The 25,615-nt window shown below is 63.5% G+C and carries 28 protein-coding genes; 16 read left to right on the top strand and 12 right to left on the bottom strand.

Going from position 1 to position 25,615, the window contains the following annotated elements; genetic code table 11:
• Positions 1 to 48 precede the first annotated feature (48 nt).
• From FGL95_RS19770 to FGL95_RS19760, 3 genes are read left to right on the top strand one after another with little or no spacing between them, the layout of a single operon-like run.
• Positions 49 to 348, top strand: coding sequence for a hypothetical protein (locus FGL95_RS19770; protein WP_169590006.1), 300 nt, complete (start codon positions 49 to 51; stop codon positions 346 to 348).
• Positions 345 to 1,277: a patatin-like phospholipase family protein gene (locus FGL95_RS19765; RefSeq protein WP_169590004.1), complete on the top strand. Its 933-nt coding sequence runs from the start codon at positions 345 to 347 to the stop codon at positions 1,275 to 1,277. Before FGL95_RS19770 ends, FGL95_RS19765 begins: the two co-directional genes overlap by 4 nt.
• The gene (locus FGL95_RS19760; RefSeq protein ID WP_169590003.1) at positions 1,274 to 1,855 is read left to right on the top strand and encodes an NADPH-dependent FMN reductase; all 582 of its coding nucleotides are present in this window, start codon (positions 1,274 to 1,276) and stop codon (positions 1,853 to 1,855) included. Before FGL95_RS19765 ends, FGL95_RS19760 begins: the two co-directional genes overlap by 4 nt.
• Here the strand turns inward: FGL95_RS19760 and FGL95_RS19755 are convergent, their stop codons facing one another.
• The gene (locus tag FGL95_RS19755) at positions 1,856 to 2,410 is read right to left on the bottom strand and encodes a dihydrofolate reductase family protein (protein WP_169590001.1); all 555 of its coding nucleotides are present in this window, start codon (positions 2,408 to 2,410) and stop codon (positions 1,856 to 1,858) included.
• 100 nt (positions 2,411 to 2,510) lie between these two features.
• On the opposite strand from FGL95_RS19755, the gene FGL95_RS19750 reads away from it, so the two are divergent.
• Together FGL95_RS19750 and FGL95_RS19745 are read left to right on the top strand one after the other, a co-directional pair.
• Positions 2,511 to 3,119, top strand: a complete 609-nt coding sequence (locus FGL95_RS19750) for a hypothetical protein (RefSeq protein ID WP_169590000.1) — start codon at positions 2,511 to 2,513, stop codon at positions 3,117 to 3,119.
• Between the two features lie 10 nt (positions 3,120 to 3,129).
• Positions 3,130 to 3,333 carry a hypothetical protein gene (locus tag FGL95_RS19745; RefSeq protein ID WP_169589998.1) on the top strand — a complete coding sequence of 68 codons (204 nt, stop codon included), beginning with the start codon at positions 3,130 to 3,132 and terminating at the stop codon, positions 3,331 to 3,333.
• A gap of 13 nt (positions 3,334 to 3,346) precedes the next feature.
• On the opposite strand, the gene FGL95_RS19740 is transcribed toward FGL95_RS19745, so the two are convergent.
• A complete protein-coding gene (locus FGL95_RS19740; RefSeq protein ID WP_169589996.1) occupies positions 3,347 to 4,090 on the bottom strand; it encodes a glutamine amidotransferase in 744 nt (247 codons plus the stop codon).
• 193 nt (positions 4,091 to 4,283) lie between these two features.
• On the opposite strand from FGL95_RS19740, the gene FGL95_RS19735 reads away from it, so the two are divergent.
• The 4 genes from FGL95_RS19735 (at position 4,284) to FGL95_RS19720 (ending at position 7,655) form a co-directional block, all read left to right on the top strand.
• Positions 4,284 to 4,730, top strand: coding sequence for an SRPBCC domain-containing protein (locus tag FGL95_RS19735; protein ID WP_169589994.1), 447 nt, complete (start codon positions 4,284 to 4,286; stop codon positions 4,728 to 4,730).
• On the top strand, positions 4,727 to 5,065 hold the full coding sequence (locus FGL95_RS19730) for an ArsR/SmtB family transcription factor (RefSeq protein WP_169589992.1): 339 nt from the start codon (positions 4,727 to 4,729) through the stop codon (positions 5,063 to 5,065). The genes FGL95_RS19735 and FGL95_RS19730 overlap by 4 nt, the downstream gene beginning before the upstream one ends.
• An 80-nt stretch (positions 5,066 to 5,145) precedes the next feature.
• A complete protein-coding gene (locus tag FGL95_RS19725; RefSeq protein ID WP_169589991.1) occupies positions 5,146 to 6,756 on the top strand; it encodes an SDR family NAD(P)-dependent oxidoreductase in 1,611 nt (536 codons plus the stop codon).
• Positions 6,753 to 7,655 carry an LLM class flavin-dependent oxidoreductase gene (locus FGL95_RS19720; protein ID WP_169589990.1) on the top strand — a complete coding sequence of 301 codons (903 nt, stop codon included), beginning with the start codon at positions 6,753 to 6,755 and terminating at the stop codon, positions 7,653 to 7,655. The genes FGL95_RS19725 and FGL95_RS19720 overlap by 4 nt, the downstream gene beginning before the upstream one ends.
• Here the strand turns inward: FGL95_RS19720 and FGL95_RS19715 are convergent.
• Positions 7,652 to 8,236, bottom strand: coding sequence for a zeta toxin family protein (locus FGL95_RS19715; protein WP_169589988.1), 585 nt, complete (start codon positions 8,234 to 8,236; stop codon positions 7,652 to 7,654). The genes FGL95_RS19720 and FGL95_RS19715 overlap by 4 nt on opposite strands.
• The gene (locus FGL95_RS19710; protein WP_169589986.1) at positions 8,233 to 8,616 is read right to left on the bottom strand and encodes a TA system antitoxin ParD family protein; all 384 of its coding nucleotides are present in this window, start codon (positions 8,614 to 8,616) and stop codon (positions 8,233 to 8,235) included. The genes FGL95_RS19715 and FGL95_RS19710 overlap by 4 nt, the downstream gene beginning before the upstream one ends.
• 214 nt (positions 8,617 to 8,830) lie before the next feature.
• Here FGL95_RS19710 and FGL95_RS19705 point away from each other — a divergent pair, with 214 nt between their 5' ends.
• Entirely contained in the window at positions 8,831 to 9,160 is a 330-nt protein-coding gene (locus FGL95_RS19705) for an HNH endonuclease (protein ID WP_206072144.1), read from the top strand.
• Here FGL95_RS19705 and FGL95_RS19700 read toward each other — a convergent pair.
• Positions 9,141 to 9,986 carry a class I SAM-dependent methyltransferase gene (locus FGL95_RS19700; protein ID WP_169589983.1) on the bottom strand — a complete coding sequence of 282 codons (846 nt, stop codon included), beginning with the start codon at positions 9,984 to 9,986 and terminating at the stop codon, positions 9,141 to 9,143. The genes FGL95_RS19705 and FGL95_RS19700 overlap by 20 nt on opposite strands.
• Positions 9,987 to 10,095: 109 nt before the next feature.
• Entirely contained in the window at positions 10,096 to 12,678 is a 2,583-nt protein-coding gene (locus FGL95_RS19695; protein WP_206072143.1) for an ATP-binding protein, read from the bottom strand.
• Between the two features lie 80 nt (positions 12,679 to 12,758).
• Here FGL95_RS19695 and FGL95_RS19690 point away from each other — a divergent pair, with 80 nt between their 5' ends.
• Positions 12,759 to 13,181, top strand: a complete 423-nt coding sequence (locus FGL95_RS19690; protein ID WP_169589980.1) for a GNAT family N-acetyltransferase — start codon at positions 12,759 to 12,761, stop codon at positions 13,179 to 13,181.
• 108 nt (positions 13,182 to 13,289) lie between these two features.
• Positions 13,290 to 14,504 (top strand): serine hydrolase domain-containing protein, encoded by a 1,215-nt coding sequence (locus tag FGL95_RS19685; protein WP_169589978.1) that lies wholly within the window; start codon positions 13,290 to 13,292, stop codon positions 14,502 to 14,504.
• On the opposite strand, the gene FGL95_RS19680 is transcribed toward FGL95_RS19685, so the two are convergent.
• Both FGL95_RS19680 and lipE read right to left on the bottom strand, forming a co-directional pair.
• Positions 14,498 to 15,286, bottom strand: a complete 789-nt coding sequence (locus FGL95_RS19680) for a DUF1460 domain-containing protein (protein WP_240963170.1) — start codon at positions 15,284 to 15,286, stop codon at positions 14,498 to 14,500. The two genes, FGL95_RS19685 and FGL95_RS19680, sit on opposite strands and share 7 nt — an antisense overlap.
• 43 nt (positions 15,287 to 15,329) lie before the next feature.
• On the bottom strand, positions 15,330 to 16,583 hold the full coding sequence (lipE, locus tag FGL95_RS19675; protein ID WP_169589976.1) for a lipase LipE: 1,254 nt from the start codon (positions 16,581 to 16,583) through the stop codon (positions 15,330 to 15,332).
• 22 nt (positions 16,584 to 16,605) lie between these two features.
• Here lipE and FGL95_RS19670 point away from each other — a divergent pair, with 22 nt between their 5' ends.
• Positions 16,606 to 18,333, top strand: coding sequence for an N-acyl-D-amino-acid deacylase family protein (locus tag FGL95_RS19670; protein WP_169589974.1), 1,728 nt, complete (start codon positions 16,606 to 16,608; stop codon positions 18,331 to 18,333).
• 5 nt (positions 18,334 to 18,338) lie between these two features.
• Here FGL95_RS19670 and FGL95_RS19665 read toward each other — a convergent pair whose 3' ends face one another.
• The 4 genes from FGL95_RS19665 to FGL95_RS19650 form a co-directional block, all read right to left on the bottom strand.
• Entirely contained in the window at positions 18,339 to 19,835 is a 1,497-nt protein-coding gene (locus FGL95_RS19665; RefSeq protein ID WP_169589973.1) for a carboxyl transferase domain-containing protein, read from the bottom strand.
• 29 nt (positions 19,836 to 19,864) lie between these two features.
• On the bottom strand, positions 19,865 to 20,449 hold the full coding sequence (locus tag FGL95_RS19660; protein WP_169589971.1) for a dihydrofolate reductase family protein: 585 nt from the start codon (positions 20,447 to 20,449) through the stop codon (positions 19,865 to 19,867).
• 93 nt (positions 20,450 to 20,542) lie between these two features.
• Positions 20,543 to 21,382, bottom strand: a complete 840-nt coding sequence (locus FGL95_RS19655; RefSeq protein ID WP_169589969.1) for an LLM class F420-dependent oxidoreductase — start codon at positions 21,380 to 21,382, stop codon at positions 20,543 to 20,545.
• A 27-nt stretch (positions 21,383 to 21,409) separates the two neighbouring features.
• A complete protein-coding gene (locus FGL95_RS19650; RefSeq protein WP_169589968.1) occupies positions 21,410 to 22,249 on the bottom strand; it encodes an EAL domain-containing protein in 840 nt (279 codons plus the stop codon).
• 153 nt (positions 22,250 to 22,402) lie between these two features.
• Between FGL95_RS19650 and FGL95_RS19645 the strand changes: the two genes are divergently transcribed.
• Genes FGL95_RS19645 through FGL95_RS19635 form a run of 3 tightly spaced genes read left to right on the top strand, consistent with a single transcriptional unit; the run spans position 22,403 to position 25,540 of the window.
• The gene (locus tag FGL95_RS19645) at positions 22,403 to 22,846 is read left to right on the top strand and encodes a MarR family winged helix-turn-helix transcriptional regulator (RefSeq protein ID WP_169589966.1); all 444 of its coding nucleotides are present in this window, start codon (positions 22,403 to 22,405) and stop codon (positions 22,844 to 22,846) included.
• Positions 22,843 to 24,309: a class I adenylate-forming enzyme family protein gene (locus tag FGL95_RS19640; RefSeq protein WP_169589964.1), complete on the top strand. Its 1,467-nt coding sequence runs from the start codon at positions 22,843 to 22,845 to the stop codon at positions 24,307 to 24,309. The genes FGL95_RS19645 and FGL95_RS19640 overlap by 4 nt, the downstream gene beginning before the upstream one ends.
• A 22-nt stretch (positions 24,310 to 24,331) precedes the next feature.
• Positions 24,332 to 25,540, top strand: coding sequence for an FAD-dependent monooxygenase (locus tag FGL95_RS19635; protein ID WP_169589963.1), 1,209 nt, complete (start codon positions 24,332 to 24,334; stop codon positions 25,538 to 25,540).
• The last annotated feature ends 75 nt before the right edge of the window (positions 25,541 to 25,615 follow it).

Below are 25,615 nucleotides of genomic sequence, written 5' to 3'. Positions count from 1 at the left end.
CCAGTTTCGATAGTTGCCAAAAGTGCCCTGCGGCGGTGTGATCGTGCGATGAACCTTCGCGAAGTCCTCGACCGGTCTGCGGACCTGTCGGCAGCGCGTGTGTACAGCGATCCATACGAGACCGTCGACGGAACCACCATCATCACCGTGACGAGATATCGGGCGATCTCGGGCGCCGCTGCGCCGGTCGGTATCTTCGTCGTCCACAATGGACAGGTCAGCTGGGAACCCGCGGCGGACGTGACCCGAATTGCTCTGCTCGGCTTGGCGACTGCCGTCATCGCCACGCTCGCGGTGCTTCGGCGCCCACCGTGGCCGGATCTACATTTCACAGGGAGTCCTTGGTGACCACACGCGCACTTGTCGTCGGAGCTGGGGGAGCGACCGGCTTGGCATGGTCCAGCGCCACGCTCGCCGTGCTCGAAGCGGAGTCGGGTTGGGACCCCCGAGACGCGGACGTCTTCGTCGGCACATCGCAGGGGTCGCTGTTGGTTGCCTTGCTGGCCAGCGGGATCGGCACGGCGGACCTCACTGCGTGGTACCGACGCGAACTGCCGGTCACTCATCCGTTGCGGCACAAGCCGGATGCCCGCCAACGCAATTCAGGCTCTCGGGTGCCCCTTCCGGCTGCGCCGGGTATGGCGATCCGCGCATTGCTGCGGCCCGGGAGGGTGGCGACGACGACCGCGCTGTCGGGGTTGCTGCCTGCCGGTCGAAGTTCGCTGGACACCTGGGTCGCGCCGCTGACGGCGCTGTGGAAGCCTGACGAGTGGGTGGCGCATCCGGCGACCTGGGCGGTCGCCGTCGATTACGACAGCGGGGAGCGCGTCAGCTTCGGCGCCCCAGGTGCGCCTGAAGCGGGAATCATCGATGCGGTGCGTGCGTCCAGTTCTGTGCCCGGGGTGTGCGAACCGACGAGAATCGGCGACCGCCGCTATATCGACGGCGGCGTCCACTCGTCGACGTCCGCCGATCTGGTCGCGTCGCTGGACGTGGACGAGGTGATTGTGCTCGCGCCGATGGCGGGCGAAGGTGGACCGTCCAGTCCCACGGCGGTCCCCGAATTCGTCATGAGAAAGGGAATGCAAAGAAAGTTGGCGGCGGAGGTTCGCGTGCTACGGAAAGCGGGTAAACACGCTCGGGTGCTGGTTCCATCGCCGTACGATGTGGCGGCGATGGGCGGCAACTCGCTCGACCCCAAGAATCGTAGAGCCATCTTCGAATCCACCTTGAAGCGTGGACACGATCGAATCGCAGCCACTGGAGGATCGAAATGACCACGTACAAAGTCGGCTACTTCATCGGAAGCCTCGCATCTGGATCGATCAATCGAAAGCTGTCCAAAGCGTTGATCAAAGTGGCCCCGGCTGAACTCGAGTTCACTGAGATCCCCATCAAGGACCTCCCGCTCTACAACCCCGACTTCGACGAGGACTATCCGCCGACCGGTGTCGCGTTGAAGGAAGCTCTCGCCGGGGTGCACGCGGTCCTGTTCATCACGCCTGAGTACAACCGGTCGATCCCTGGCGCACTGAAGAATGCGATCGACTGGGCATCGCGACCATGGGGCAAGAATTCGTTCGACCACATGCCCGCGGCCGTCATCGGCGCATCGCCGGGAGCGATCGGGACTGCGCTCGCGCAGCAGAGTCTGCGTGGTGTGCTGAGCTTCTGCAACGCGAGGCAGATGACGACTCCCGAGGCCTACATTCAACTGAAGCCGGGCTTGATCACCGACGACGGCGACATCACCAATCCCGAGACCGAGAAATTCCTCACCGACTTCATGCAGGAATTCCGCGACCACACCTGTCGAGTACTGACCGTTCTGCCCAGAACGAGCGCGGCGGAGTAACTAGCGCGTCGGTGCGTAGTGCAGCGCTGTGACACCGCATTCGAACGGCGTGGCGGCGACAAGGCGGAGGCGATGGTAGGCGCTGGCAGGAAAGACCGGCATGCCACCGCCGATCGACGTGGGGTTGACGAACAGGTGGAGTTCGTCGAGCAGTCCCTCGGCGATCAGATTCGAGACGAATGTCCCACCGCCGTAAGCGATGATGTCGCCACCGTCCTGCGCCTTGAGTTCGTTCACCGTGGCGACGAGGTCGCTCGCGATGGTGACACCGTCCCACGGTGACTCGGTAACGCTTTCGGAGATCACGACTTTCGGCGTGTTGTTCATCTTGTCGATGGATTCCTGGTCCTCGCCGGGAGGGCCCGCTGCCCAGGCCGGGATGAAGCCTTCGGCGAGCTTCCGACCTAAGACGATGGTGTCGACCGGCTTGGTCAGCGCGTCGACGTAAGCCTTGAAGTCGTCGGACCAATCGAACGTCAGCCAGTCCATTTCACCGTTCGGTCCGGCCATGTAGCCGTCGACCGTGGTCTGGACTTGAAGCTTGAATGTGCGCATCGAATCGATCCCTTCTCGCGTTCTCTCGGTGTTGTGCTGTCAGCGTGGTCTACGTCCCTTACGGTTTGTTTACGGTCGTCAACCCAGTAGCGTCGAGGCCATGGGGGTTTATTCAGCTATCGGTAGGACAACTGTCGCGGGGTTCGTGGTGTCGGCGCTGGCTGTGGCGGGTGGGTGTGCGCTCACGGTGGATGGGAATCCAGTGGCTGTATCCGAAAGGACTTCCACGACAACGGCTTCCGCGCCGACATCGAAAACCAAGCCCACGGTCGCGCTCGAGGAACACGCCGTCGACGACGAGTGCGTCCTCACCGGTGCGCAGATCAGCACGCTGACAGGGGTAAGTCTGGACGACGGCCAAGCGACGAGAACGAAGCGCAGCGACGGGACGTGGGGGCAAAGCTGCACCTACTACCTCACCGCCGGCGGCATCTTGTCGTTCACCGCGTCGATCAAGGTATTGCGCCCGAAGGACGGCCCAGTCACCGACGACGTTATCGCGAGCATCACCCGACCAGGAGCACGAAAGGTGCCCGGCGTCGCACGGACCCTGCTGATCGAAGACAAGGCCGACTACCCGCAAAGTTGGTTGGCGACAGATAAATTCGTCACCACCATTTTCCTGGTGGGCAGCAACTTGCCCAGCCCCCCGACCGACGAACGCTGGACCGCCGCCGCGCAGGAAGTGATCACGAAGTTGGCGAGCTAAGGTCGCCAGTATGCGGAAACCGATTCTCGTCGTACTGGGCATTGTCGTGGCGCTGTTCGGTACGTTGTTCGCATTGCAAGGCTTCGGGGTGGTGTCTGGCAGTCCGATGAGCAACACCACGACGTGGTCGATTCTCGGTCCGGTGATTGCCCTCGCGGGTCTTGCTGTCGCCGCGTACGGCTGGCAAGGCGGGCGCCCCAACCATTCTCCGTGATCAATTCGGTCCCTCACGCAGGCACTGCGTAGCGCTCTACGAACCTCCGCAGGATTTCTTGTGGATGGGTCACATCACGTTCCCTGGCAGCCGATTTCAGCGAGTCGGCAGCGTTGGGGTCGAAGTAACCGTGGTTGCGGTACGCGTCGATCCGAGTGCACAGACCGTCTACGTCGAGTTCGGGGTGGAACTGCGTCGCATACGCGTTCTGCCCGACCCGAAATGCCTGCACCGGGCACGCGGGCGACGACGCGAGCGCGACAGCATTCGACGGCAACCGCCTCACTGCTTCCTTGTGGCCGCCGAAGGCGTCGAAGACATCGGGGACGTCGACGAACAGCGGATCGTTGCGACCGGCGTCGGTGAGGGTGATGGTCACGGCACCGACCGGCTCGCCGTAGGTTCGGTCCACCGTCGCGCCGACGACGCTGCCGAGTGTGCCGACGCCGTAGCAACATCCGAGGAAGGGAAAGTCCTGGTCGACGATCCGGTCGAGCAACGGCAACAGTTCCGACTCGACGCGGACCTGAGTGTCCGACTTCTCCTCGCTCGGGTCGCTGGCATTGAACGGTCCGCCACCCAGGATGATCCCCGACCAGTCGTCGAAGTCGATGGCAGGTAACGGATGGTGGGTGAGGTTGACTCGCCGAAGCTCCGCCTCTTCGAGGCCGGAAAAGCGCACGACCGAGGAGTATTCGTCGTCGGCGGCATCGTCTTCGGCGCGGATCGACAGCAGCAGGAAGGGCTTCGGTTTCATGCGGCTTCGTCAGTCAGGGGCGATTTGGGTGAACTCTCGGTTCTCAGGGTAGGCCGAATGCAGAATCGCCGGAATACTGCGCTTCCGCGGGCGGCGCGACCAGATGCAATCCTAACTGCAACCGATGGTTGCGCGAACGAAATCGATGAGTTACGGTGATGTGCAACCAAACGTTGCAGGAAGCGAGAACATCATGGAATACGGAAGCATCGAGCGCGACATCTACATCGACGCGTCGCCCGACGTGGTTTTCGAGGTAGTCAGTCAGCCCGAGCACATCCGCGAGTGGTGGTCAGACGAGGCCGACTTCGAGTCGGCGCCAGGCGCCGCCGGGGAACTCGTCTGGGGCGACCGGGATCATGTCTCACCGATCACGATCGTCGACGTCGACCGCCCGCGGTCGTTCTCCTTTCGCTGGTGCTACCCCGACGGCGCGACACTAGAGAACTCGCTGCTCGTGACGTTCGAACTCATCGCGCAAGGCGAGGGCACGCTGCTTCGCATGAGCGAGACCGGGTTTCGCGAAATGGGCTGGGAGGTCGCCGTTCTCGAGCAGCAGTACGCCGAACACGTCGAGGGTTGGAACCGCTTCATCCCCATCCTCGGCGCGTACGCCGCGCGAGTCGGGTCGCTGCGATGACCTCCGGAATCGACGACGACCTCTGGTCGGCAATCGGCGACCCGATGCGGCGGCGCATGGTCGACCTGCTCCTCGCATCAGGCGGCGGAACGGCGACGTCGCTGAGCGACCAACTGCCCGTGACGAGGCAAGCCGTGGCGAAGCATCTGGGAGTGCTGGACCGTGTCGGCTTGGTCCACGTCACGCCCGCTGGACGGGAAATGAGGTACCAGGTGGACGACGAGCAACTGGCTCGCGCGGTCGCGCAGCTTTCTTCGGTCGGCGCGACTTGGGATGCCCGGTTACGCCGAATCAAGCTGATCGCCGAGGCTGTTCAGCGCAGTAAAGAAAAGTAAACCGACTAAACCAACCGAGTAGTGGGGGTGTATTTCGTGCGCCCTTTTTCGGCCGGCAATTCAACAACCAAGGAGTGGAAATGACAATCGCAAACAAGACCGTTCTGATCACCGGAGCGAATCGCGGAATCGGAAAAGCATTGGTCGAGGAAGCGTTGCGACGCGGTGCCTCCCGCGTCTACGCCGGGACGCGCGGTCCGTCGGTTCACGACGATCCGCGAGTGACGCCGCTGACTCTCGACATCACCGACCCTGCGCAGATCGCTGCCGCGGTCGAGCAGGTCGAATCCCTCGACGTTTTGGTCAACAACGCGGGAATTGCGCTCTACGACGATTTGACCGACCGCTCGGCGATAGAACAGAGTCTGGCGGTTAATCTGTTTGGACCGCTTGATGTTACGCACGCGTTCCTGCCGCTGCTGACACGTTCGCGCGGGGCGATCGTCAATGCGTTGTCGCTCGCCGCGATCGCACCGCTGCCGATCATCCCGGCGTATTCGATCTCGAAGTCGGCCGCGCTCTCCATGTCGCAGTCCATGCGCGCCCTCCTCGCTGGCAGGGGAGTCAGCGTTCATGCGGTCATCACCGGGCCGGTCGACACCGATATGAACGCCGGTCTCGACATTCCGAAGGCCTCACCCGAATCCGCTGCGCGCGCAATTTTCGACGGCGTCGACAGTGGCGAGGAAGAAATCTTTCCCGATCCATTGTCGGAAACAATCGCGCAAGCATGGCGGGACGGTCCAGCGAAGGCTCTGGAACGGCAAAACGCCGAATATGTCGTCGACCGCAATTACACCGCCACTTTTACCGTCGACCAGTCGCCGGCAGAGGTATTCGCGGCCATCACCAATGTTCGCGGCTGGTGGTCGGAAGACATCGTCGGCGATACGGACAAACTGAATGCAGTGTTCGACTACCACTTCCGAGACGTCCATCGTTGCACAGTGCAGATCACCGAGCTCGTGCCCAACGAGCGCGTCGTCTGGACGGTGTTGGACAACTACTTCGATTTCATCGACGACAAGACCGAATGGAAGGGCACCACCATCACCTTCGAGATCGCCGAGAAGGGCGACAAGACCGAACTGAATTTCACGCACCACGGCTTGGTGCCGGAATACGAGTGCTACGACGTCTGCTCCGACGGCTGGGGCACCTACATCAAAGGCAGTCTGTGGGACCTGATCGAGACAGGCAAAGGCAAGCCGAACGTCGGGGAGGCCATCACCGACGGCGAGCGCGCACTGGCTTCTGATCGCAGCTATACCAAAACCTTTACGGTGCAACAGACTCCGGACGAGGTCTTCGCCGCAGTCAACAATGTTCGCGGCTGGTGGACGGGCGAAATCGACGGCAGCACCACCGACGTCGGTGACGAGTTCACCTACCGCTACGAAGATCTCCACGTCTCGAAGCAGAAGGTGACGGAATCTGTTCCAGGTCGCAGGGTCGTCTGGCAGGTGCTCGAAGGCGGTCCGACCTTTGTCGGTGTCGCCAACGAATGGGCAGGCACGTCCATCGAGTTCGACATCGTCGACCAGGGCGATCGAACCGAACTTCGTTTCACCCACGTCGGATTGGTGCCGGACTACGAGTGCTTCGACGCCTGCTCCGACGCGTGGGGTGGCCTGGTCACCGGCAATCTCCGAGACCTGATTGCTGTTGGAGCCCTAACCTCGAGGGCATGAGCGAGTCAGCGTTGAGCTTCGGGATCAAAACCACACCCGCGAATGTCAGCTACCACGACATTCTGCGGGTGTGGCTCGATGCAGACGCGATTCCCGAGATCGAGCACGCCTGGCTGTACGACCATCTGCTCCCGCGCGTCGGTGCGGGGTCGGAACCGATTTACGAAGCGTGGACACTGCTTTCCGCACTGGCCGCGCGGACGCAGCGGCTGCGAATCGGTGTGCTTGCGAACAACAATCGGATCCGGCACCCCGCGGTCCTCGCCAAGATCGCGGCAAACATCGACGGTATCTCCAACGGTCGCCTCGACTTCGGGATCGGCGTCGGGGGTCTACCGACATCGGACCCCAGATTCGCGACCATGGTGGCACCCGAATACGAGGCGTTCGGCATTCCGGTCGGGGAGTGGGGTGCCGCGGTCGCCAGCCTTTCGGAAGCCTGCACGATCATTCGTCGCCTGTGGAGTGGGGAGGAGTTCGATTTTGCAGGGGAGCGCTACCGCCTGGTCGGTGCGCGGTGCAATCCGACACCGGTCCAGTCGCGTGTGCCGATTCTGATCGCGGGAACTGGGTCGTCTACCTTGCGGATCGTTGCCGAGCACGCCGACGTGTGGAATGCGATCGGCCCGCCGCTGAACACCGCGGCAAAGCTTTTGGAGCGCAGCCGCGTTCTCGACGGGTACTGCGCAGCTAGTGGGCGGGACCCTCGCAGCATCACGCGCTCGGTGCAGGTCGCGATTTCCTATGACGACCCGGCTCTCGCCCGGGTCATCGTTCGGGAGTTGATCGACGTCGGCTTCACCCATGTTGTGCTGAACCTGCCGTCGCCGTATCCGAACGACGTTGCGCGCTGGGTGGCGGACGAGTTGATCAGACCAAACCTCGAGCGACGTGGCTAGCTGGTCGATGGCCAGCGATCACGGAGGGGCGCCGGGGTCCACCTCGGCCACGCGACCGTGCCGACCGCCTCGCCTTCGCTGAATCGGGCGACGATGCGGGTGATGTCGGCGGCGCTGTTGTCGTACACCGTTGCCGAGTCGCATCGCGTGATCGCGATCGCGACGAGATCCCACAAGCGGTGATAGCGCTCCCTGATCTTGTCTTCCGGGACGAGGTGCCCGCCTTCTAGTACGCGTTGCCGCACACGCTCGACCGTCAGCTCCTCCGGCACCAGCATCACGTGCAGGATCACGGTGTAGTCGTGCCGAAGCGCCTCTTCGATCAAATCGAGTTTCGATTTGTGGGAGAACACAGTCTCGGCAATGAACGACTCACCCAAGGTGATGAGCGTCGTCCGCATTCGCGCGGCAATTCGGGCAGCCTCGTAGGAGTGTTCCGCAGCAGCGTCAGGCCACTCTTCCGCCGCGATCACGTCCGCGTTGACGAACACGCTCTCGATCAGAAGCGGCTGCAGCCTTCGCGTGACGAAGGTAGTCTTACCTGCACCGTTGGAACCGACGACCAGATCGAGCCGCCTCACGAAGACAGCACGATGATGGTCCCGTCCGGGTTGTGCTTGACCACGCGGCCCTCGTCGTCGAGCACCACCGAGGACAGGCCGCGAGCAGCGCGATCGGCAACATGGTTACCCGTCGACAAGCTCTCTTCGAGCGCAGCCGCGACCTCGGCGTTGAAGACGACGCCTTCCTCCGCGCTCAGAGCGCGCAGAGGCAATCGACCCGCGAGCGCGGCCTCGACCCGCTGGCGCGCAACCTTGCGCTGGTTGGACACTTCCCGGCCAACACGTGCCCAGTGTTCGAGCTGCTGGCGCCCCGACCGGCTCTCGCGAGCACCTTCCGCGATCGCGCTCGCAATAAGATCGGCGGACAACCTGGTGACCTTGTCTGCAACGCCTGCCATGGCACTCACCCTCTGTAGCAATACTGCAACTCATTGTAGCAAGTCGCTACATCGAATGGGTGTGCGTAGACGGCCGGGCTATTCGAGTTTCGACCTAGAAATCATCGACACGCTCGACGGCGTCTGCCACTACGGCTGATTTGGGCTTTACGCTCACGCGGTGGCCGTCAAACAGACTCGCAGGGCGCGGATCGCCCGCAGGCGCAAACGACGGATGGATCTCGTCGAACACGATCTGAGCGACGAACAGTGGGCAGCGTTGAAAGCGGCCTGGGGCGGTTGCGCGTACTGCGGCGCAACGAACAAGCCGCTCCAACGCGACTGCGTCCAAGCGATTTCGCGAGGCGGGCGCTACACCCTCGACAACATTGCACCCGCCTGTGGTTCGTGCAATGCAAGCAAGTGCAACGACGAAGTCACCGGCTGGCTCCGCCGCAAGCGGCTCGACGAGCGGTCCTTCCTCGCCCGCTACGTCGAGATCAAAGCCGCACTGGCAGAGCAGTTCCCGCAGCCGGAGAGCCTCGCTACTTCTTCGTCGCAGTGATCAGGAGGTATTCGGCGTCGTACTCGGTGCGGCCGGCTTCGGACGCCTGATTCCAGCGCGTCAGCATCGCGAGGAAATCGTTGTCGAGGGCGGCGATCCGGTCGGGCTGGCCCTCGTTGTATCGGTAGACCGAGATGGTCGGACCGTAGTTGGTCTTCCAGTACTCGCGGAACTCCAATGGGTTCGCGGAGTGGTCCATCCGGACCGTCTGACGTTGCATCTTCAGGTCGGTCACGTTGTCACCGAACAACTTTCGGACATGCTCTTCGTTACCCCACTGCGGCGGTGCGCCTGCACCGGGAGGGGGCGGCGGCGCATACGGCTTCAGTGTCGTCAACAGGTTGCCGATGAAACCTTCGGGAGTCCAGTTGATCATCGCGATCGTGCCGCCGGGACGTGCCACGCGGACCAACTCGTCGGCGGTCGCTTGATGATGCGGCGCAAACATTGCGCCGACGCATGACATCACCACGTCGAAGCTGTTGTCCTCGAAGGGCATTGCCTCCGCATCGGCCTCGACCCATTCGAGTGCGACACCGCTGCGCGCCGCGATCGTGCGGCCGACGTCCAGGAGTTCCGGTGTCAGATCACTTGCGGTGACGACCGCACCGACCCTTGCAGCCGGAATCGCGGCATTACCCGACCCTGCGCCCACGTCCAGCACACGGTTACCTCGCTTGATTCCGGCGGCGCGGACCAACTCTGGTCCGAGCGCGGGAATCAGTTCCGCCGCCACAGCGGGATAATCGCCCGACGCCCAGAGCGCCCGATGCTTTGCCTTGAGCTGCTGGTCTGCGGTCTGGGTGTGATCGTTGTCGATGCTCATTTGAAATGCTCCCTGGTCTTCGCCGTCCGTTCGGTGCTAGGAGATAACTCTCGACGAAGACGGGGTAGGGAACATCGGGAGAACTTCCCCATATTGCGGCGGCGGCCACCTACTGGAGGATGCCCGTTTCTCGTGCTCGCCGCACGGCTTCACGGCGCCCGGTGACCTGCAGCTTGTTGAGGATCGCCGAGACGTGATGGTCGACGGTCTTGACCGACAGGTATAGCTGTTCGGCTAGTTCTGCATTGGTCAGACCGCTTTCCAGCAACCGGAGGACCTCGATCTGCCGGGTAGTCAAACCGGCCGGGTTGGCGAGAGTCGTCGCGCGTCGGGGCGCTGGCACCGCGGTCGCGCCGCGTGCCCGGAGGTCGTAGCGCACCTTGGCAGCGACAGCGTCGGCTCCGAGGCGGTCGAGAATGTCGAGTGCACGCCTTGCGAGCGCGGCATCGCCGGAGTCGACGAAGGCATGGGCGGCGTCGTACGGCGTCGACAACTTTTCGAACGACTCACCAGCGGCTTGGTGCTGCCCGTCCAACAGCAGTCGATACGGCGGCGCAACCGATCCGGGTTCGACACAGTCTCCGATGCGGTACAGCCACATAGCCAAGTCGCCGCGCGTCCATTCCAGTCCGACCGCCGGCGACGAGTCGAGCAGCGACCGACACTGGTCGAGTCGGTCGTCGGCCATCCCGGTCAACCAGGTCTTTTCGACGATGGCAGAGGCCACCGGAATCAGCCGGACCGGCTCGCCGAAGCGCCACGCAAGGTGCCAGGCCTCGTCGAGGCCGCCCAGATCGTCGCCGATCCGCCGCAGTGAGACCAGCGCGCGGATCAGCAACGGCCAGGTTCGAGCGAGCGGTGCACTGCGCTTGCCCAACACCAGGTCGGAATCGGCGAGTGCGCCGCTCCAGTCGCCCACAAGCAGTTTCAGCCTGCTGCGGGAACCGAGTTGGACGACGTGGCAGACCGGCAGATCGTGCTCGACCATCAACGGGATCGAGACATCGAGTAGGTCTGTTGCCGCATCGAGGCGCCGCTGTTCGACGTCGAAGTACGTCAGGTTCGTGTACCCGCTGGAGTAGATCTCGTCGATATGACGCGGACCGCCGGTGAGAATCTCGAGCAGCCCATTCCGGGCGACCTGTCTTCCGCTGAGGATGGCGCAGAAACCCAAGATCAGCTCGACGCGGACGACAAGTGTGGGATCGCCTGCCTTGGCAGCGATTTCGCCGGCGCGCTCGAGCAACTGAGCCGCGGTGTCGAGTCGACTCGATTGGACGGCGAGAAACGCCTGCAAGGCGAAGGCGTGCCCCAACTGCGCGAGTTTCGTCGGCTCGTCAGGACCGCTGTTGCCATCGAGGCCGGCGATCGCCGCAGCCACATGTTCCTCGGCGACCGCGCGGTTCGCGTTGTACCACTCGTAAACCGCCAACGCGTGATGGTTCGCACTGACTGCCGTATCAGCGCGCATCGCCTCCCGCAGCACCATTGCCCGTCTGCATGCGTCGATTGCGTCATCGAGGCGGTCCGTCAGGTAGTACTCGGCGGCAAGTAGTTCCAGAACCTCGGCTTCGATGTGGTGTTGTATGCCGCCCTGATCGAGTGCAATACGAAAGAACTCGGTCGCCTGGGTGTGAGCGCCGGTTCGCGCCGCGGCCCGACCGGCGTCGGTTGCCGCCTGGGTGATCAAGCTGCGATTGCCTGCGCCCAGCGCATGATGGGTGATGACGGCGGGGTCCGGATTCGACGACGCGTGATGGGCGTTGATGAATCGACGATGCAGCTCCGGCTCTGCGCCAGGTGGAATGACGCTCGTGATCGCCAAGCGGCACAGGTCGTGTCGAAACGCCACGCCACGATCGTTGCGTCGGATGAGTTTGGCGTCGTCGAGCGCGCGCAACGCGGACATAGTGACGCCGAGATCGGCGAGCAGGTGATCGGCGATAGCCCCTGGGGCGCAGGTGAGCAGGTTGAGCAGATCCCAGGACGCGCTGTCGAGTCCGGCCGTGCGAGCCAGGATCGCATCGCGCACCGTGGTGGGCAATTCGCCGGTTCGGTGGTCGAGCATCTCGCAGACGAAGAACGCGTTGCCGCCGGTCACGCGGTGCAGCCATGCGGGGTCGACGGAACGATCACCGACCAGCCTCGTCACCGCGTGCAGGCTCAGCGGCGGCAAGGTCAGCGATCGCGCATGTGGAGACCGTGCGACGTCACCGAGCAGGCCCCGCAGCGGATGCGTCACCCCGACCTCGTCGTCGCGCGCGATGCCGATCAGGAAAAGATTGGTCTGAGGTGCGCGGCGGAGAAGGAAGCGGAACAAGTCGATCGTTGCCTGATCGGCCCAGTGGAGATCGTCGAGCACAACGATCGTCGGTTCGGCACGGAGGTCGTCGAACACCGCGGCGAAGATGTCGAACGGCTGATCGCTGTTGCGCAACAGCAATTGCGTTGTGGGGTCGAACTGGTCGGCGAGATCGTGCAGCGGTCCGAGCGGTCGCGGCGTCGACAGCGGGTCGCACGCGCCCCATAGGACGCGGACCTCCGCGTCGAGTTCTCGGATGAACGACTCGACGAACGACGTTTTGCCGCCGCCGGATTCGCCACACACTAGCATTGCGCCGCCGCGCCCGGCACGGGCGTCGGCTGCGCGTGTCTCGAGCTCACCGAACTCGTGCTCGCGCTCGGTGAGCATCACATTGAAGATTTTACCGATTTGCGGCGTTTGGGACCAGCACTCCCGGGACAGGCGACCAGATCGGATAGAAAGTCCATATGAACCGCGACGAGATTCGAATCGAGGAATTCGACGGAGACCACAGGGACCTTGAAAGGTCGTTCCGGCTCGCCGAGGACTCCGATACCAAGCTCGACGAGTACATCGACTCTGGCCGGGTGTGGGTCGCCGTGACCGAACAGGCGGAGGTCGTCGGGCACATACACGCTGTTGCGAGCGTGGACGGCTCGACATGGGAGGTCGTCAACACCGCCGTGGTCGAGGATCGTCAGGGGATTGGGATCGGGCGCCGCTTGCTCGAACGCGCAGTTGACGAAGCCAAATCCAGCGGTGCCAACCGGGTCGAATTGGCTACCGCGACAGCCGATATCGGCAACCTCCGCTTCTATCAGCGGTGTGGATTTCGGATGAGCCGCATCGTGCGTGACGCATTCGGTCCGCACAGCGGGGATATGAACTGACTTTCGTCCCCACGGGGACTCGCGATCACCGACCCTTCTCGTACCCCTCAGGAGGGACTACGCTCTCGACAAACGCATGTGCAACGTGGCTGAGGCGGTGTTGTCGAGATGAGCACTACATCCCGCAAGATATTCGCCGTCTGCGTTGCGCTCGTGCTGGCGAGTTGCTCGTCGAAGTCCGAACAGCCGTCCCACGTGAAGACAATCGATCAAGGTGCCTTCCAGGGCGTTGTCGAGCGCCTTGCCAAGGACCTCTTCGTGCCGGGTGCCGTTGTCCTACTGCGGACTCCCCAGGGGACTTTCGCTGCCGACGTCGGGACGACCGAGCTCGGGAAGCAGACGAAACCGGACCCGAGCACGCATTTCCGAATTGCGTCGAATACCAAGACGATGACTGCAGCCCTGATTGTTCTGCTCGCGCAGGAGGGCAAGCTGAAGTTCGGCGACCCGGTCTCGTCCTATGTTCCTGGTGTGCCGAATGGCGAGAACATCACCGTCGCTGAGCTTTTGAAGATGCGCAGCGGCCTGTACGGCTACACGCAGGACCCGGACCTTTCTGCCGCGATGGATGCCGAACCCGCGAAAGCCTGGACGCCGCAAGAAGTCTTGGCGATCGCGTTTCGGCACCCGCCGCAATTCGCGCCCGACGCCGAATACGAGTACAGCAATACCAACTACGCGCTGCTGGGACTGATCGCCGAGAAGGTTGGCGGACAACCGTTGCAGACGCAGTTGAAAGATCGATTCTTCGGTCCGTTAGGGCTTGCCCAGACGTCGGTGCCCGTTGCTGACGACACCGCCATCCCCGCTCCCTATTCGCACGGATACATGTACGGCGGTTCGTTCTACGCCCTCTCCGACGTCGACTATCCGGCTGAGCTGACCGCTGCCGCGAAGGCCGGAACGCTCCAGCCCATCGATTACACGAATCAGAACTCTTCGTACGCAACGGCAGCCGGCGGTGCGATCTCGACAGCTGACAACTTGGGCACCTGGATGCGTGCTCTCGTGTCGGGCAAGGTCTTCAACAGCGACTTCCACCGCCAATGGCTCGACAGTGTGCAAGCCGAGGACCCGTCGGCACCCGACGGGCAGAAGTATGGGTACGGGATCTCCTACCAGCGGTTCGGTGAGCACGCGGCCATGTACTACCACGGCGGCGAATTGCCGGGCTTCAACTCGTTCATGGGCTACGACCCCGATAACGACGTCACCCTGGTGATTTGGACGAACTTGACGCTCTCGCCCGATGGCAACACGACCGCACAGGGGATGCTTGCACCGCTGCTAGAGGAGATCTACGCGGGCCTGAATCTTCACTGAGCGCGCAGGACGACGATCCCCGGGGTCGTGTGTACGTAGTCGACGAATGACGAATCGACGACCTTGTTGTTCGCGGCAAGCGACGATGCGTTCCGGAAGACGGGACCGTCAGGGGTCGCGACGAAGATGCCGACGTGAGTCACGTCGAGGCCCGCGATGTCGGTGTAGGCGCCGATGAAGTCGCCGGTTCGTAGATTGCCGATGACGTCGGAGCTCACGGCGTCGCTGGGAATGTAGGTGATGTCGCGATCCACCACCGGCAGGCCGGGAAGGAACTGTCCGCCATCGGCTTTCGCGTTGAGCTGCTTGGCGACCGTGACGGTGCCGGCACCCAGACCAGCCGTGATGTCCCTTGCGGGAGCGGCGTCGGTCTGCGACCAATCGCTGAAAAAGTGTCTGCGCTGCGGGAATGCAACCTGACCGTCGACGTAGCGCGTCGCGATCACGTTGGCCACGAACTGATCCCGGGTGGCGGACTTGCTGAGCGCTTCGACGTAGTCGAGGTAGGTGAAGCAGTCGACTCGGCGGAAGTCGACGACCAGTTGTTCAGGCTGGGTAGCCGAACCGACGAGCATGTCGGCTCCGTACGGCGTTCCCAGGAACTGACGCGACAAGAGCCCGATCAGGTCGCCCTTGCTCACCGCGCCTGCCGCGGCGCGCATCGCAAGCATTTCGTCGATGGACGTGGCAGTGACATCGTCGATGTTCGGTTCGGCGACAGCGGACCCGGCGCCGAAGACGATGCCCAGCACGATCAACAGCAGACACGCGAGCTTGCGCAAAACACCTCCCAGAGTTCGTCGATCACCCAGGCCCACAACAACGTTAGTCCGTCGCTGCGAACGTGGCGGCGATTGTGTCGAGAAGGGCTGGATATCGCTTGGCTTCTGGATGCGAACCAGGCTTTCCGCTACTGACCACCCCGACCGCAAGTCCGCGACTGGGGTCCGCCCACATGGCGATGTCGGTGAGCCCGGTGTGCCCGAAGGCGGCAGGCGCGTTGCGGCCGAACGGTCCGAAGCGCTGCGACCCGAGCATGTAGCCGGTGCCCCAGCGCAGGGGAGTGCCCCCGCTGGCAATGTCAGGACGTAGCCGGCGGCACTGCACGACCGCTTCGCGCAACGTTTCGGGCCGCACGATCCGCACACCGTCCAATTCGCCGCCGCGGCGCAGGATCTCGGCGAACCGCGAGAGTTCGAACGCCGTGGAGACGGTGTTCGACGACGGCACGACGCCGGTCAAGAACTCAGGTCTGTTGGATCTGGCGATGGTCTTTGCCATGTTGCCGCCGAGAACCTTTCGGAACGCAGCCTCGATCGCGGGCGGTGGCGGCTTCCCGGTGACGTGACTCGGCGCGACGAGCGTGAGGTCCTGCTCGGCGACGCCGTAATTGGTCCAGCGGAAGCCCAGGGGGTCCAGGATTTCGTCGGCCAGTACGTCGCGAATGCTTTTGCCTGTTGCGGCGCTGACGATTTCGCGGACCAGCGGACCCCAGGTCAAGGCGTGGTACATGTGCACCATGCCCGGTCGATAGATCGGCTTGAGCTGGCCGAGCCACTCGCGGGTGTACGCGCTGTCCTCGGAACGTCGAAGGTCCATGCGCGGACCGGTCGGGATCGGCACGCCCGCGCTGTGCGTGAGGACATGCCGGATCGTCGTCCGATCCTTCCCGTGGCTCGTGTACGTCGAGAGGTAGTCGCATACTCGGTCGTCGAGCGACAGCACGCCACGTTCGATGAGCATGTGCAGCACGGTCACCGAGATGCCCTTCGCCGTCGAGTAGACGCAGAAGGGCGTGTCGGTCCGGACGACGATCTTCTCCGCGTCCGGCGGATCGCTCGGACCGTTGCCCCAGCCGTGACCGATCGCTCGGTTCAGGACGACCACGCCGTTACGGCGGATGCAGACCTGAATCGCCGGTTGCATACCGGCGCTGTACCAATGGCGAGCAGCACGCCAGACCCGGTCCACCGACGCAGCATCGACTTCGGAATGGTCTTCGTTGCCTATGTCGGTAATGGCATCGAGATCCTCGACAACGGGGATCCGGCCTTCTGCAGCGGTAGTCGCCTTGGTCACGCGCCCAGCCTAGGCTGGGCTGATGTCGCACTACTCTCTCGTGATCCGAAACGGCACGTTCTTCGATGGCGACGGGTCGGCGCCGATCCGCGCGGACCTGGGTGTCCGCGATGGCGTCGTCGCCACGATCGGCAGTATCGAACCCGGGAGCGCCGAGCGCGAGATCGATGCGGACGGCAAGTGGGTGATCCCCGGCATGATCGACGCGCACACGCATTACGACGCGGAGGTTCTGACCTCTCCAGGTCTCGGCGAGAGCGTGCGCCACGGCGTGACGACGGTGATTCTCGGGAATTGCTCGTTGTCGACGGTGTATGCCGATGCCGACGATTGTGCGGACCTGTTCGCCCGAGTCGAAGCCTTGCCTTGGGATGCAGTGCATTCCGCAGTCAAGGAGAACAAGACGTGGGACGGGCCGAAGTCCTACGTCGACGCGATCAACGCCAAGCCGCTCGGGCTCAACGTCGCAGGATTCATCGGACACTCCGATATCCGCGCAACAGTGCTGGGCCTGGACCGTGCGACCACCGCGGATGTCGCGCCCAGCCCCAGCGAACTTTCTCGCATGAAAGAGATGCTCAGCGAAGCCCTCGATGCTGGATTCGTCGGCCTCTCGACCATCCGCAGCTCGTTCTCGAAATTGGAGGGCACTCGCTGGCCTACCCGCCTACTACCGTCGACCTTCGCGAGCTGGAAAGAGTTCGGCGCGCTCAACAACGTCTTGCGATCTCGGGGCCGCATCCACCAGAGCACGCCCAATCTCGCGAAGCGCTCGGAGATGGCGCGCTACTTCGCGCAAAGCATGGGCGGCAGACGTAGGCCGTTGAAAACGACGATCATCAGCGCCGCGGACGTCAAAGCCGACCGCACCGTGGTCAAGGCGGCGATCGCTGCGGCGAAGGTCGTCAACAAACTCGGCGGGAACGGGTTTCGCTGGCAACACCTCCCCGTCCCGTTCGAGGTCTACGCCGACGGTGTCGACTTGGTGGTGTTCGAGGAATTCGGTTCCGGTGCGGACGCTTTGAACATCCGCGATGTCCTCGAGCGGAGCGATCTACTTGCCGACGAAAGCTATCGGCGCCGGTTCCGCAAAGACATGACGGCGAGGGGCTTCAAGGTCTGGCACCGTGACCTGTACGACGCCGAGATCGTCGCGTGCCCCGATGCCTCAGTCGTCGGCCGGTCCTTCGGTGACGTCGCCGACGAGCGCGGAATCGAGCCCGCCGACGCATTGCTCGACCTCGCGGTCGCGCACGGCAAGGCGTTGCGCTGGCGCACCACCATCGCCAACGACCGCGACGACGTCCTCGACCGATTGCAACAGTCCGACGTCGTACAGGTCGGCTTCGCCGATTCCGGTGCGCACCTGCGCAATATGGCGTTCTACAACTTCGGTGTGCGCATGCTCGAACGCGTCGCCACACGCAAGTTCATGTCCATCGAACGCGCCGTGCACCGCCTCACGGGCGAACTCGCCGACTGGTACGGCCTCGACGCCGGCCATCTCCGCATCGGATCTCGCGCCGACATCGCCGTCATCGACCCCGCCGGTTTCGACGGCTCTAGCGCCGCGTACGCGGAGGCACCCATGCCGGGGCTCGAGGGGATCGACCGCATGGTCAACCGCAACGATGCCGCCGTCGCCGCAACGATCGTCGGCGGTCAGGTGCTCTACGAATACGGCACTTTCGCCGACGGTTTCGGAAGTACGATTCATGCCGGAAAGTTCCTGCGGGCGAAGGATTCCTGACGCGCTCAGCTTCCCGCGTGCTGAATTCCTACGGCGCGAAATCGGTTTCGACGGAGCTGAATCCGGTGATCGGTGGAGAAGGAGTTCAGCAACGCGAGCTCCTCCTCCAGCGTCGAGACAACCTGCTGGCTCAGGTCTGTGCCGTCCTCGGCGATGATCCTGTCCACGATGCCGTCGTCGAACAGATCCTGCGAGTCCACCCGCTGTTCTGCGGCGACCTCGGGCGCCCGCTCAGTGGTTCTGTGAATAAGGGCGCTCGCGCCTTCGGGTGGTAGCGCAGATAGCCAGCCATGTTGGCAGGCAACGATTCTGTCGGCGGGGAGCAACGCGAGTGCCGCACCGCCGGCCCCTTGCCCGAGCAGGAGTGCAACGGTAGGCGAGGGCGACATCACGACATCGGTGAGGCACTTCGAGATCTCGGCAGCGAGGCCGCCTTCCTCCGCTTCGGCCGACAACGTTGCGCCGGGAGTGTCGATCACCGTGACGACGGGAAGCCGAAGTTCCTGTGCCAGGCGAATCCCGCGACGAGCCGAGCGAAGGTCGTCGGGGCCGACGGAATGCGCGGGACTCTGCCTGTTTCGGTCGTGCCCGATGCAGATGCAGACCGTTGATCTGAGGCGGACGAGGGCGACGACGAGTCCTGGATCCGATCCGTCGGCCGTCACGCCGTGGAGTGGAACCACGTCCGAGCACGCGGCGAACACATCTCGAACACTGGGTCGGTCGGCCAGCCTGGAGCGCGTGATCGATTCCCAGGCCTCGCCACTCGTGGATACTGTTGCAGGACGGCCTGTTTCGGGTTTCTCGCGCTTACCGGGCTGTGCGACAAGCGATAACACGCGCCCAAGAACACCAGCCAGGTTGTGGAGTGGGACAACGCCGTCGACCAAGCCGTGCGCGTACAAATTCTCGGCGACTTGGACTCCGCTTGGGAAATCGCGCGAATGGATGGCCTTGTACACGCGCGGGCCCAGAAAACCGATCAATGCGCCTGGTTCGGCGAATGTGATGTGTCCCTGCGACGCCCAGCTCGCGAGGACGCCACCGGTCGTCGGATGCCGTAGGTAGACGACGTAGGGGAGTCCGGCGGCTTTGTGATCGGCGACCGCGATCGCGATCTTGATCATCTGCACGAACGCGACGGTTCCTTCCTGCATCCGGGTGCCACCGGATGCAGGCGCGGCGATGAGCGGAAGCCCTTCGCGAGTCGCGCGCTCCACCGCAAGAACCAGTCGCTCGGCGGTCGCCACACCGATGGACCCGGCAAGAAACGCGAACTCGCTGACGACTATCGCAACGCGGTGTCCGGCGATGGTCCCTTCGCCCGTGACCACGGCCTCGTCGACACCACTTTTCGCTTGCGCGGCAGTCAACGCGTCGCGATAGGCCGGACCGATGTTCCAGTTCGACTCGACGACGGTGTCCCAGGACCTGAAGGTCCCAGGGTCGAGGACGGCATCGAGCACCGTCCGCGCCGCTGGTGAATCCCGCACAAGTTTCATGGCCTGGCGATGGTATAGCGCGGACCGACTCAGCCGTGCAGGGTCGGCCGGTAGATGAGTTCTTGGGTGCGGCCGTCGAGGGTTCGGGTCTCGATCAGTTCGAGGTCGAAGTCGGCGGCACCTTTGAAGATCGGTTCCGTTCCCGACCGCCCGGTAAGGACCGGGAAGAGCGTCACCTGCACGAAGTCGACCAGTCCAGCGGACATCAGTGCTCGGTTCAACGACAAGCTGCCGTGTGAGCGCAACGGCGCGTCGGACTCCTCCTTCAGCCGAGTAATGACGTCGACCGCGTCACCTCGCGCGATGGTCGCGTCCGGCCAGTCGAGCGGTCCTTCGAGGGTGGACGACACCACCGTTGCCGGCAGGTTCCGCATCCGGGTGACCCAGGGGTCACGCACATCGGAGTCCTCGGTGCTCTCGGCGAGCATCTGCGCGAATGCCCGATACGTGTTGGCCCCGAACACCATTCGCTGCTCCCCGGCGTACGAGGCAAGGCGATGGTCGAGCAATTCGGGCCCTTGCTTGCCCCAGTAGCCGCCCCAGTCGCCGTCACCGCCGTACGAGGCGAACCCGTCGAGGCTGCTGAAGATGTCGTACGTGTAGGTCGCGGTCATGATGTCTCCTCCAGTGAATGAGGCAGCCCCTTGCTTGCCTCCTTACTAGAGCCACGAACGGCCGCGACGCAATACGACACCTCCGCAAAAATTTCAGGCGCGGATGATCTCAGTCAGTGCGGCTACGGGATCGCCGTCGCCGAGGATCTGGACGGCCACATGGTCGGCACCGGCCGCGAGATGCGCATCGACCTGCGCGCGGACGCTGGCTGCGGTTCCGTGCGCGACGAGGGCGTCGATGAGCGCATCGCTGCCACCGTCGGCAATGTCGGCGTCGGTCCAGCCGACGCGCTTCAAGTTCGAGACGTAATTGCGCAGGTGCAGGTACGGGCGGTCCACCGGTGGACGCCCGACCGCACGGGCGGCTTCGGGGTCGGCGTCGAGAACAACCTTGTGCTCCGGGGCGAGCAACGCATGCGGCCCGAGCTGCTCGCGAGCGAACTGCGTGTGCGCCGGCGGCGTCAAGTATGGGTGCGCTCCCAGGGACCTATCTGCCGCGAGTCGCAGCATCCGTGGGCCGAGGGCGGCGAGCACGCGACGCTCGACCGGAACCTCCTTCTTGTCGAGCACGTCGAGGTAGTGACTGACCGCGTCGTATGGCTTCTCGTACTCCGCGGTGGCCTCGGGATGTCCCGCGCCGATGCCGAGGTAGAAGCGACCGGGAAAGTCCTGCTCGAGGTCGAAGAACTCGTCGGCGATCGTCGCGGCGTCGGTGTTCCAGATGTTGACGATGCCGGTCGCCACCGTAATGGCCTCCGTGGCGTCGAGAACCTTACGGACCGGCCTCAGATGCTTAGGCGACCCGCCGAGCCAGATGGTGCCGTAACCCAACTCCTCGATCGCGCGCGCCTGGTCCGGGGCGAACTTGCCGAACGACCCCCAGACGCCGTGTGTTCCGAAACGGGCGATGTGGGCAGAGTTTTCGTTGGTCATATTCGTTAGAACAGCGAACGAGAAGTCCTATTCCGCGCGTTGCCCGAGAATCAGGGTGCGCGCCGCATGCGCGGGCATCGCTCGATGAAACAGCCAACCCTGCGCGTAGTCGTAGCCGAGGCTGGCCAGCGAGTCGAGCTGGGCAGTGCATTCGACGCCTTCGGCAATGACATCCAGTCCGACGGCGTGCGTGATGGTGCGGAGGGCGTTCAGCAGCGAGCGGGCGTCGTTGTCGGGAAGCGGCTGCACCAATTGCCGATCGATTTTGACGCTGCGCAACACGCCCTTCGCGATCAGTTCGCCCAGGCGCGCCATGTTCGAGTAGCCGACGCCGAAATCGTCCAGGTGGAAGCCGATGCCCGCCTCGCGGAGGGTGTGCAGCGCGCGGTCGGTGATCGGATCAGGTTCGAGAATTGCGGTCTCGGTCAGTTCGAGGGTGAGCAGGTTCGTCGGCAGCCCGGCTTCGCTGACGGAACGCAGAATCATGTCCGGTAGTGCCGGGTTACGTAGCTGGCGTGCGGACAAGTTGACGCTGACCCATGCGGGTGGGTGAGCGGGCGAATCGGATTGCCAGGTGACCGCTGCGGCGAGGGCCTGCTGCAGCACGGTATCGAACAAGTCGTTGATCAGTGGCGACGCCTCGATGAGCGTGATGAATTCGCTCGGGCACACCGTGCCCAGGATCGGATCGTTCCATCGAGCGAGCGCTTCGCAGCCCACGATCGACCGGTCCCGAATTCGAACGACCGGCTGAAACTCCGTGGTGATATTGCCTGACGCGATCGCATGGCGTATGCGCGTCGAGATGCTCAGCCGCCGAGCTGTCCATTCGCGCTCGGTGTCGGTGAGCGTGGACGCTGAGTTCATCGGTGGCCTCTCCCAGCGACTTCGGCTTCGAACCCCGTGTGTGGATATCGGTTCCGACCTCCGATATGCCGACCAATGGTCGGTTTATCATGACTCAGACAAACCAAGAGTACTCAGGCAACCTGAGTATTGTCGAGCAAGGACGGGCTAAGTATGGACTTGAGTGGTTATCCTCTCGGTCAGCTCGTTTCCATCCTCGATCGCACACTCGAGGACCACATCGACGAGGGTTTGCAAGGCGTCGGGTGTGGTGACATCACTCGAAGCCAGGGCGTAGTCATGCATATGCTCGACCGCGAGGGGACGCGCATCACCGAAATCGCAGCCCGAGCGCGGATCAGCGTGCAGTCGGTGTCCGAGTTGGTCAATGCGCTCCAACGGCAGGGCTACCTCGAGCGCAGGCCCGATCCAGCCGACGGGCGCGCGAAGCTTGTCATGCTCACTCCCAAAGGCGAGCAAGCCGTCGTGGGGGCGATGAGGGGATTCGACAAGCTCGGCCGCGCGTGGGAACTCACACTAGGACCGGAACGGACCGACGAATTCAAGCGTGCGCTCATCGATCTCGCGCTCGCAACTGGTACGGAGCACATTCGATGAACAGTCCACAGCGTCAATTGAGCACCCTCGTGTCGGCGAGCGAACGAACTGCACTCGTTTATGCGGGGGAGTCGTGGTCGTACGCCGAACTGGCGGCAGCAGCAGACGAATTGGCACGCGCGATGACCGCCGCAGACCTGCGAGGCGAACGAGTTGCACTTGCGCTGCCGAATTGCCCGGAGTTGGTGCTGTGCTACCTCGCGTGTTTCGCCTCGGGCGCGGTCGCAACACCATTCAATACCCGTTACGCGCCACCGGAACTCGAGCAGGCGCTGCGTCGCGCTCGCCCGCGCTGGCTCGTTGTGCACTCGGGCAAACTGGCGGACCTCGCGCTCATCGATCCAGCCGTCCTCGACGACACCCGTGTGCTCGTCGTCGGTGACTCGGCCGGAGGCCACGAGGAATTCGGGGCTGTGCGCGCTCCGTCCGGTTCGCGCGATCCGGAGGCGTCGGACCCAGGAGCGCCGGCCGTCATGTTCTTCACGTCCGGATCGACAGGTCGGCCGAAAGGTGTTGTACACAGCCATCGTTCGGCGCTTGGGATCTTGACGAGCACGTCCGAGGCCTTGGGTGACGTGACCGCTGACGACGTCACTCAGGTCTTCGAACCGCAGGTCCATGTCAGTGGTTTCATCGCGACGATGACGACGTTGCTGGCAGGCGGCACTGTCGCGCTGTACGACGGTTTCGACCCGGCCAGGTATGTGGAAGCGCTGCAGAAACATCGTCCGACACTCGTGTGCACGCACATCGACGTCCTCGCGCAGGTGCTGCGGGAACCGGGAATGCAGCGATCGTGGTTCTCTTCGCTGCGCGGCGTCTACACCGGCGGCGACACGGTGCCTGCCGCATTGCAGCGAGAATTCATGGCGGCCAGCGGTTTACCCATCGGCGTCGGCTGGGGAATGACGGAAGCGATCTGGCTGACGATCAGTCGTGATCCGCAGCTGGACCGAGACGGGTGCATAGGTGTGCCCGTCACGGGCCTCGAGGTCCGCACCGACCCCGAGACCGGCGAGTTGCTGGTGCGCGGGCCGATGGTGATGGACCACTACTGGGAGGACGAAACGCTCACCGCCGCAACCCTCACCGACGGGTGGTTGCACACCGGCGACCTCGGCGAACAGGACGCCGACGGTGTCTGGTGGTTCACCGGTCGAATCAAGGACATCATCGTGCGCCGCACGTCGAAAATCTCACCTGGCGAGGTGGAGTCCGCTCTCGACGAGCATCCCGGTGTTGCCGCGGCCGCCGTGATCGGCGTCCCCGACGCAGAGGAAGGTCAGGTTCCGGTCGCCTTCGTCGTCCCACGCGACGACGCTGTGCTGACGATCGAAGACCTACTGTCTTTCTTGCGCAACCGAATTGCCGCATACAAAATCCCGGCACGGCTGTATTTCCGTGCCGCGCTCCCGCTCACGACAAGCGGCAAAATCAACCGTCGCGAACTATCGGAAGGCTGACCTAAGTTCTAAGCTGACGATCATGAACGCACCGACGGTTCTGATCAGCGGCGCCGGACTTGCAGGCCCCTCGCTGGCGTACTGGCTGAGCGAATCAGATTACCGGGTAATCGTTCTCGAACTCGCCGATGGGATACGCCCGGGTGGTCAAACCGTCGACCTACGCGGTGCAGGCCGCGAGGTCGTGCAGCGCATGGGCTTGCTCGAGGAGATGCGGTCACGGTCCCTCGACCAAGCAGGCGCGGCGTGGGTGCGGTCCGACGGCAGTCGACGTGCCGAAATGCCGGTAACGGCGTTTCACGGCAACGGCTTGATCTCCCAATTGGAGATTCTTCGAGGCGACCTGGCGGACGGGCTATATCAGGCTACGAAAGACGGCGTCGAGTACCGTTTCAGCACAAGGATTTCCGCGCTCTCGGACCGTGGGGACGCGGTCGACGTCACGCTGACCGACGGCACGTCGCTGACGGTCGATCTCGTGGTCGGGGCAGACGGTCCGCATTCGGCGGTACGGCGGTTGGTGTTCGGGCCTGAAGAGCAGTTCGTCGTACCGCTTGGTGGGTACCACGCCTGGTTCACAGCACCGGATACGGTCGGCCTCGACGGTTGGTACCTGCTGTACCAAGCGCCCGGAATCAACGCATCGATGCGGCCGTCGCACGATCCCCACATTGCGAAAGCCGGTCTGGCGTTTCGGTCGGAGCCAATCGACTACGACCGCCACGATGTGGCACAGCAACGCGGGCTGTTGGAAGAGCGACTGGCAGGCCAGGGGTGGCACTGCGATGAACTTCTCGCAGCAGCCGCCGAGGCCGACGACTTCTATTTCGATTCCTTCGCTCAAGTGCACATGCCGACGGTCTCGCGTGGCCGGGTGACATTGGTCGGCGACGCAGGTTACTGCGCATCGCCTTTGAGCGGAATGGGAACCAGTTTGGCGCTGGTCGGTTCGTATGTTCTTGCCGGTGAGCTGGGTCCCGCAGAATCACTCGACACTGCAGGCATTGCAGCGGCATTCGAGCGCTACGAAGCCATCATGGCGCCATACATCGAGAGCTGTCAGCACCTGGCCAACGACCTCGATACCTATATGCCGGCGACACCGAGCGAGATCGCGATCCGAACCGGAATCATGAAATGGATGCAGCGCTGGCCGTTTCGCTCGTACGCCGAGAAGAAGTGGTTCACGATCGCCGACGCGATCGATCTGCCGAACTATTCCCTCGGTTGAATCTGCCAAAACTATCGAATTCGCCTAGGACTGTTTCACCTCCGCCGAATTGCGAATATGACAATATCGGGGGAC

It is taken from the genome of Antrihabitans stalactiti, assembly GCF_012932915.1.
Lineage (GTDB): Bacteria > Actinomycetota > Actinomycetes > Mycobacteriales > Mycobacteriaceae > Antrihabitans > Antrihabitans stalactiti.
This window is presented reverse-complemented; position numbering and strand designations above follow the sequence as displayed.

What these genes read in the sequence shown, in the direction of transcription:
- FGL95_RS19770 (WP_169590006.1), top strand. Translation starts at nt 49, where the DNA reads ATGAACCTTCGCGAAGTCCTCGACCGGTCTGCGGACCTGTCGGCAGCG.
- FGL95_RS19700 (WP_169589983.1), bottom strand. Translation starts at nt 9,986, where the DNA reads ATGAGCATCGACAACGATCACACCCAGACCGCAGACCAGCAGCTCAAG.
- FGL95_RS19750 (WP_169590000.1), top strand. Translation starts at nt 2,511, where the DNA reads ATGGGGGTTTATTCAGCTATCGGTAGGACAACTGTCGCGGGGTTCGTG.
- FGL95_RS19670 (WP_169589974.1), top strand. Translation starts at nt 16,606, where the DNA reads ATGTCGCACTACTCTCTCGTGATCCGAAACGGCACGTTCTTCGATGGC.
- FGL95_RS19690 (WP_169589980.1), top strand. Translation starts at nt 12,759, where the DNA reads ATGAACCGCGACGAGATTCGAATCGAGGAATTCGACGGAGACCACAGG.
- FGL95_RS19705 (WP_206072144.1), top strand. Translation starts at nt 8,831, where the DNA reads ATGGATCTCGTCGAACACGATCTGAGCGACGAACAGTGGGCAGCGTTG.
- FGL95_RS19725 (WP_169589991.1), top strand. Translation starts at nt 5,146, where the DNA reads ATGACAATCGCAAACAAGACCGTTCTGATCACCGGAGCGAATCGCGGA.
- FGL95_RS19655 (WP_169589969.1), bottom strand. Translation starts at nt 21,382, where the DNA reads ATGACCAACGAAAACTCTGCCCACATCGCCCGTTTCGGAACACACGGC.
- FGL95_RS19740 (WP_169589996.1), bottom strand. Translation starts at nt 4,090, where the DNA reads ATGAAACCGAAGCCCTTCCTGCTGCTGTCGATCCGCGCCGAAGACGAT.
- FGL95_RS19660 (WP_169589971.1), bottom strand. Translation starts at nt 20,449, where the DNA reads ATGACCGCGACCTACACGTACGACATCTTCAGCAGCCTCGACGGGTTC.
- FGL95_RS19735 (WP_169589994.1), top strand. Translation starts at nt 4,284, where the DNA reads ATGGAATACGGAAGCATCGAGCGCGACATCTACATCGACGCGTCGCCC.
- FGL95_RS19635 (WP_169589963.1), top strand. Translation starts at nt 24,332, where the DNA reads ATGAACGCACCGACGGTTCTGATCAGCGGCGCCGGACTTGCAGGCCCC.
- FGL95_RS19665 (WP_169589973.1), bottom strand. Translation starts at nt 19,835, where the DNA reads ATGAAACTTGTGCGGGATTCACCAGCGGCGCGGACGGTGCTCGATGCC.
- FGL95_RS19730 (WP_169589992.1), top strand. Translation starts at nt 4,727, where the DNA reads ATGACCTCCGGAATCGACGACGACCTCTGGTCGGCAATCGGCGACCCG.
- FGL95_RS19710 (WP_169589986.1), bottom strand. Translation starts at nt 8,616, where the DNA reads ATGGCAGGCGTTGCAGACAAGGTCACCAGGTTGTCCGCCGATCTTATT.
- FGL95_RS19755 (WP_169590001.1), bottom strand. Translation starts at nt 2,410, where the DNA reads ATGCGCACATTCAAGCTTCAAGTCCAGACCACGGTCGACGGCTACATG.
- FGL95_RS19720 (WP_169589990.1), top strand. Translation starts at nt 6,753, where the DNA reads ATGAGCGAGTCAGCGTTGAGCTTCGGGATCAAAACCACACCCGCGAAT.
- FGL95_RS19650 (WP_169589968.1), bottom strand. Translation starts at nt 22,249, where the DNA reads ATGAACTCAGCGTCCACGCTCACCGACACCGAGCGCGAATGGACAGCT.
- FGL95_RS19760 (WP_169590003.1), top strand. Translation starts at nt 1,274, where the DNA reads ATGACCACGTACAAAGTCGGCTACTTCATCGGAAGCCTCGCATCTGGA.
- FGL95_RS19695 (WP_206072143.1), bottom strand. Translation starts at nt 12,678, where the DNA reads ATGCTCACCGAGCGCGAGCACGAGTTCGGTGAGCTCGAGACACGCGCA.
- FGL95_RS19640 (WP_169589964.1), top strand. Translation starts at nt 22,843, where the DNA reads ATGAACAGTCCACAGCGTCAATTGAGCACCCTCGTGTCGGCGAGCGAA.
- FGL95_RS19745 (WP_169589998.1), top strand. Translation starts at nt 3,130, where the DNA reads ATGCGGAAACCGATTCTCGTCGTACTGGGCATTGTCGTGGCGCTGTTC.
- FGL95_RS19645 (WP_169589966.1), top strand. Translation starts at nt 22,403, where the DNA reads ATGGACTTGAGTGGTTATCCTCTCGGTCAGCTCGTTTCCATCCTCGAT.
- FGL95_RS19685 (WP_169589978.1), top strand. Translation starts at nt 13,290, where the DNA reads ATGAGCACTACATCCCGCAAGATATTCGCCGTCTGCGTTGCGCTCGTG.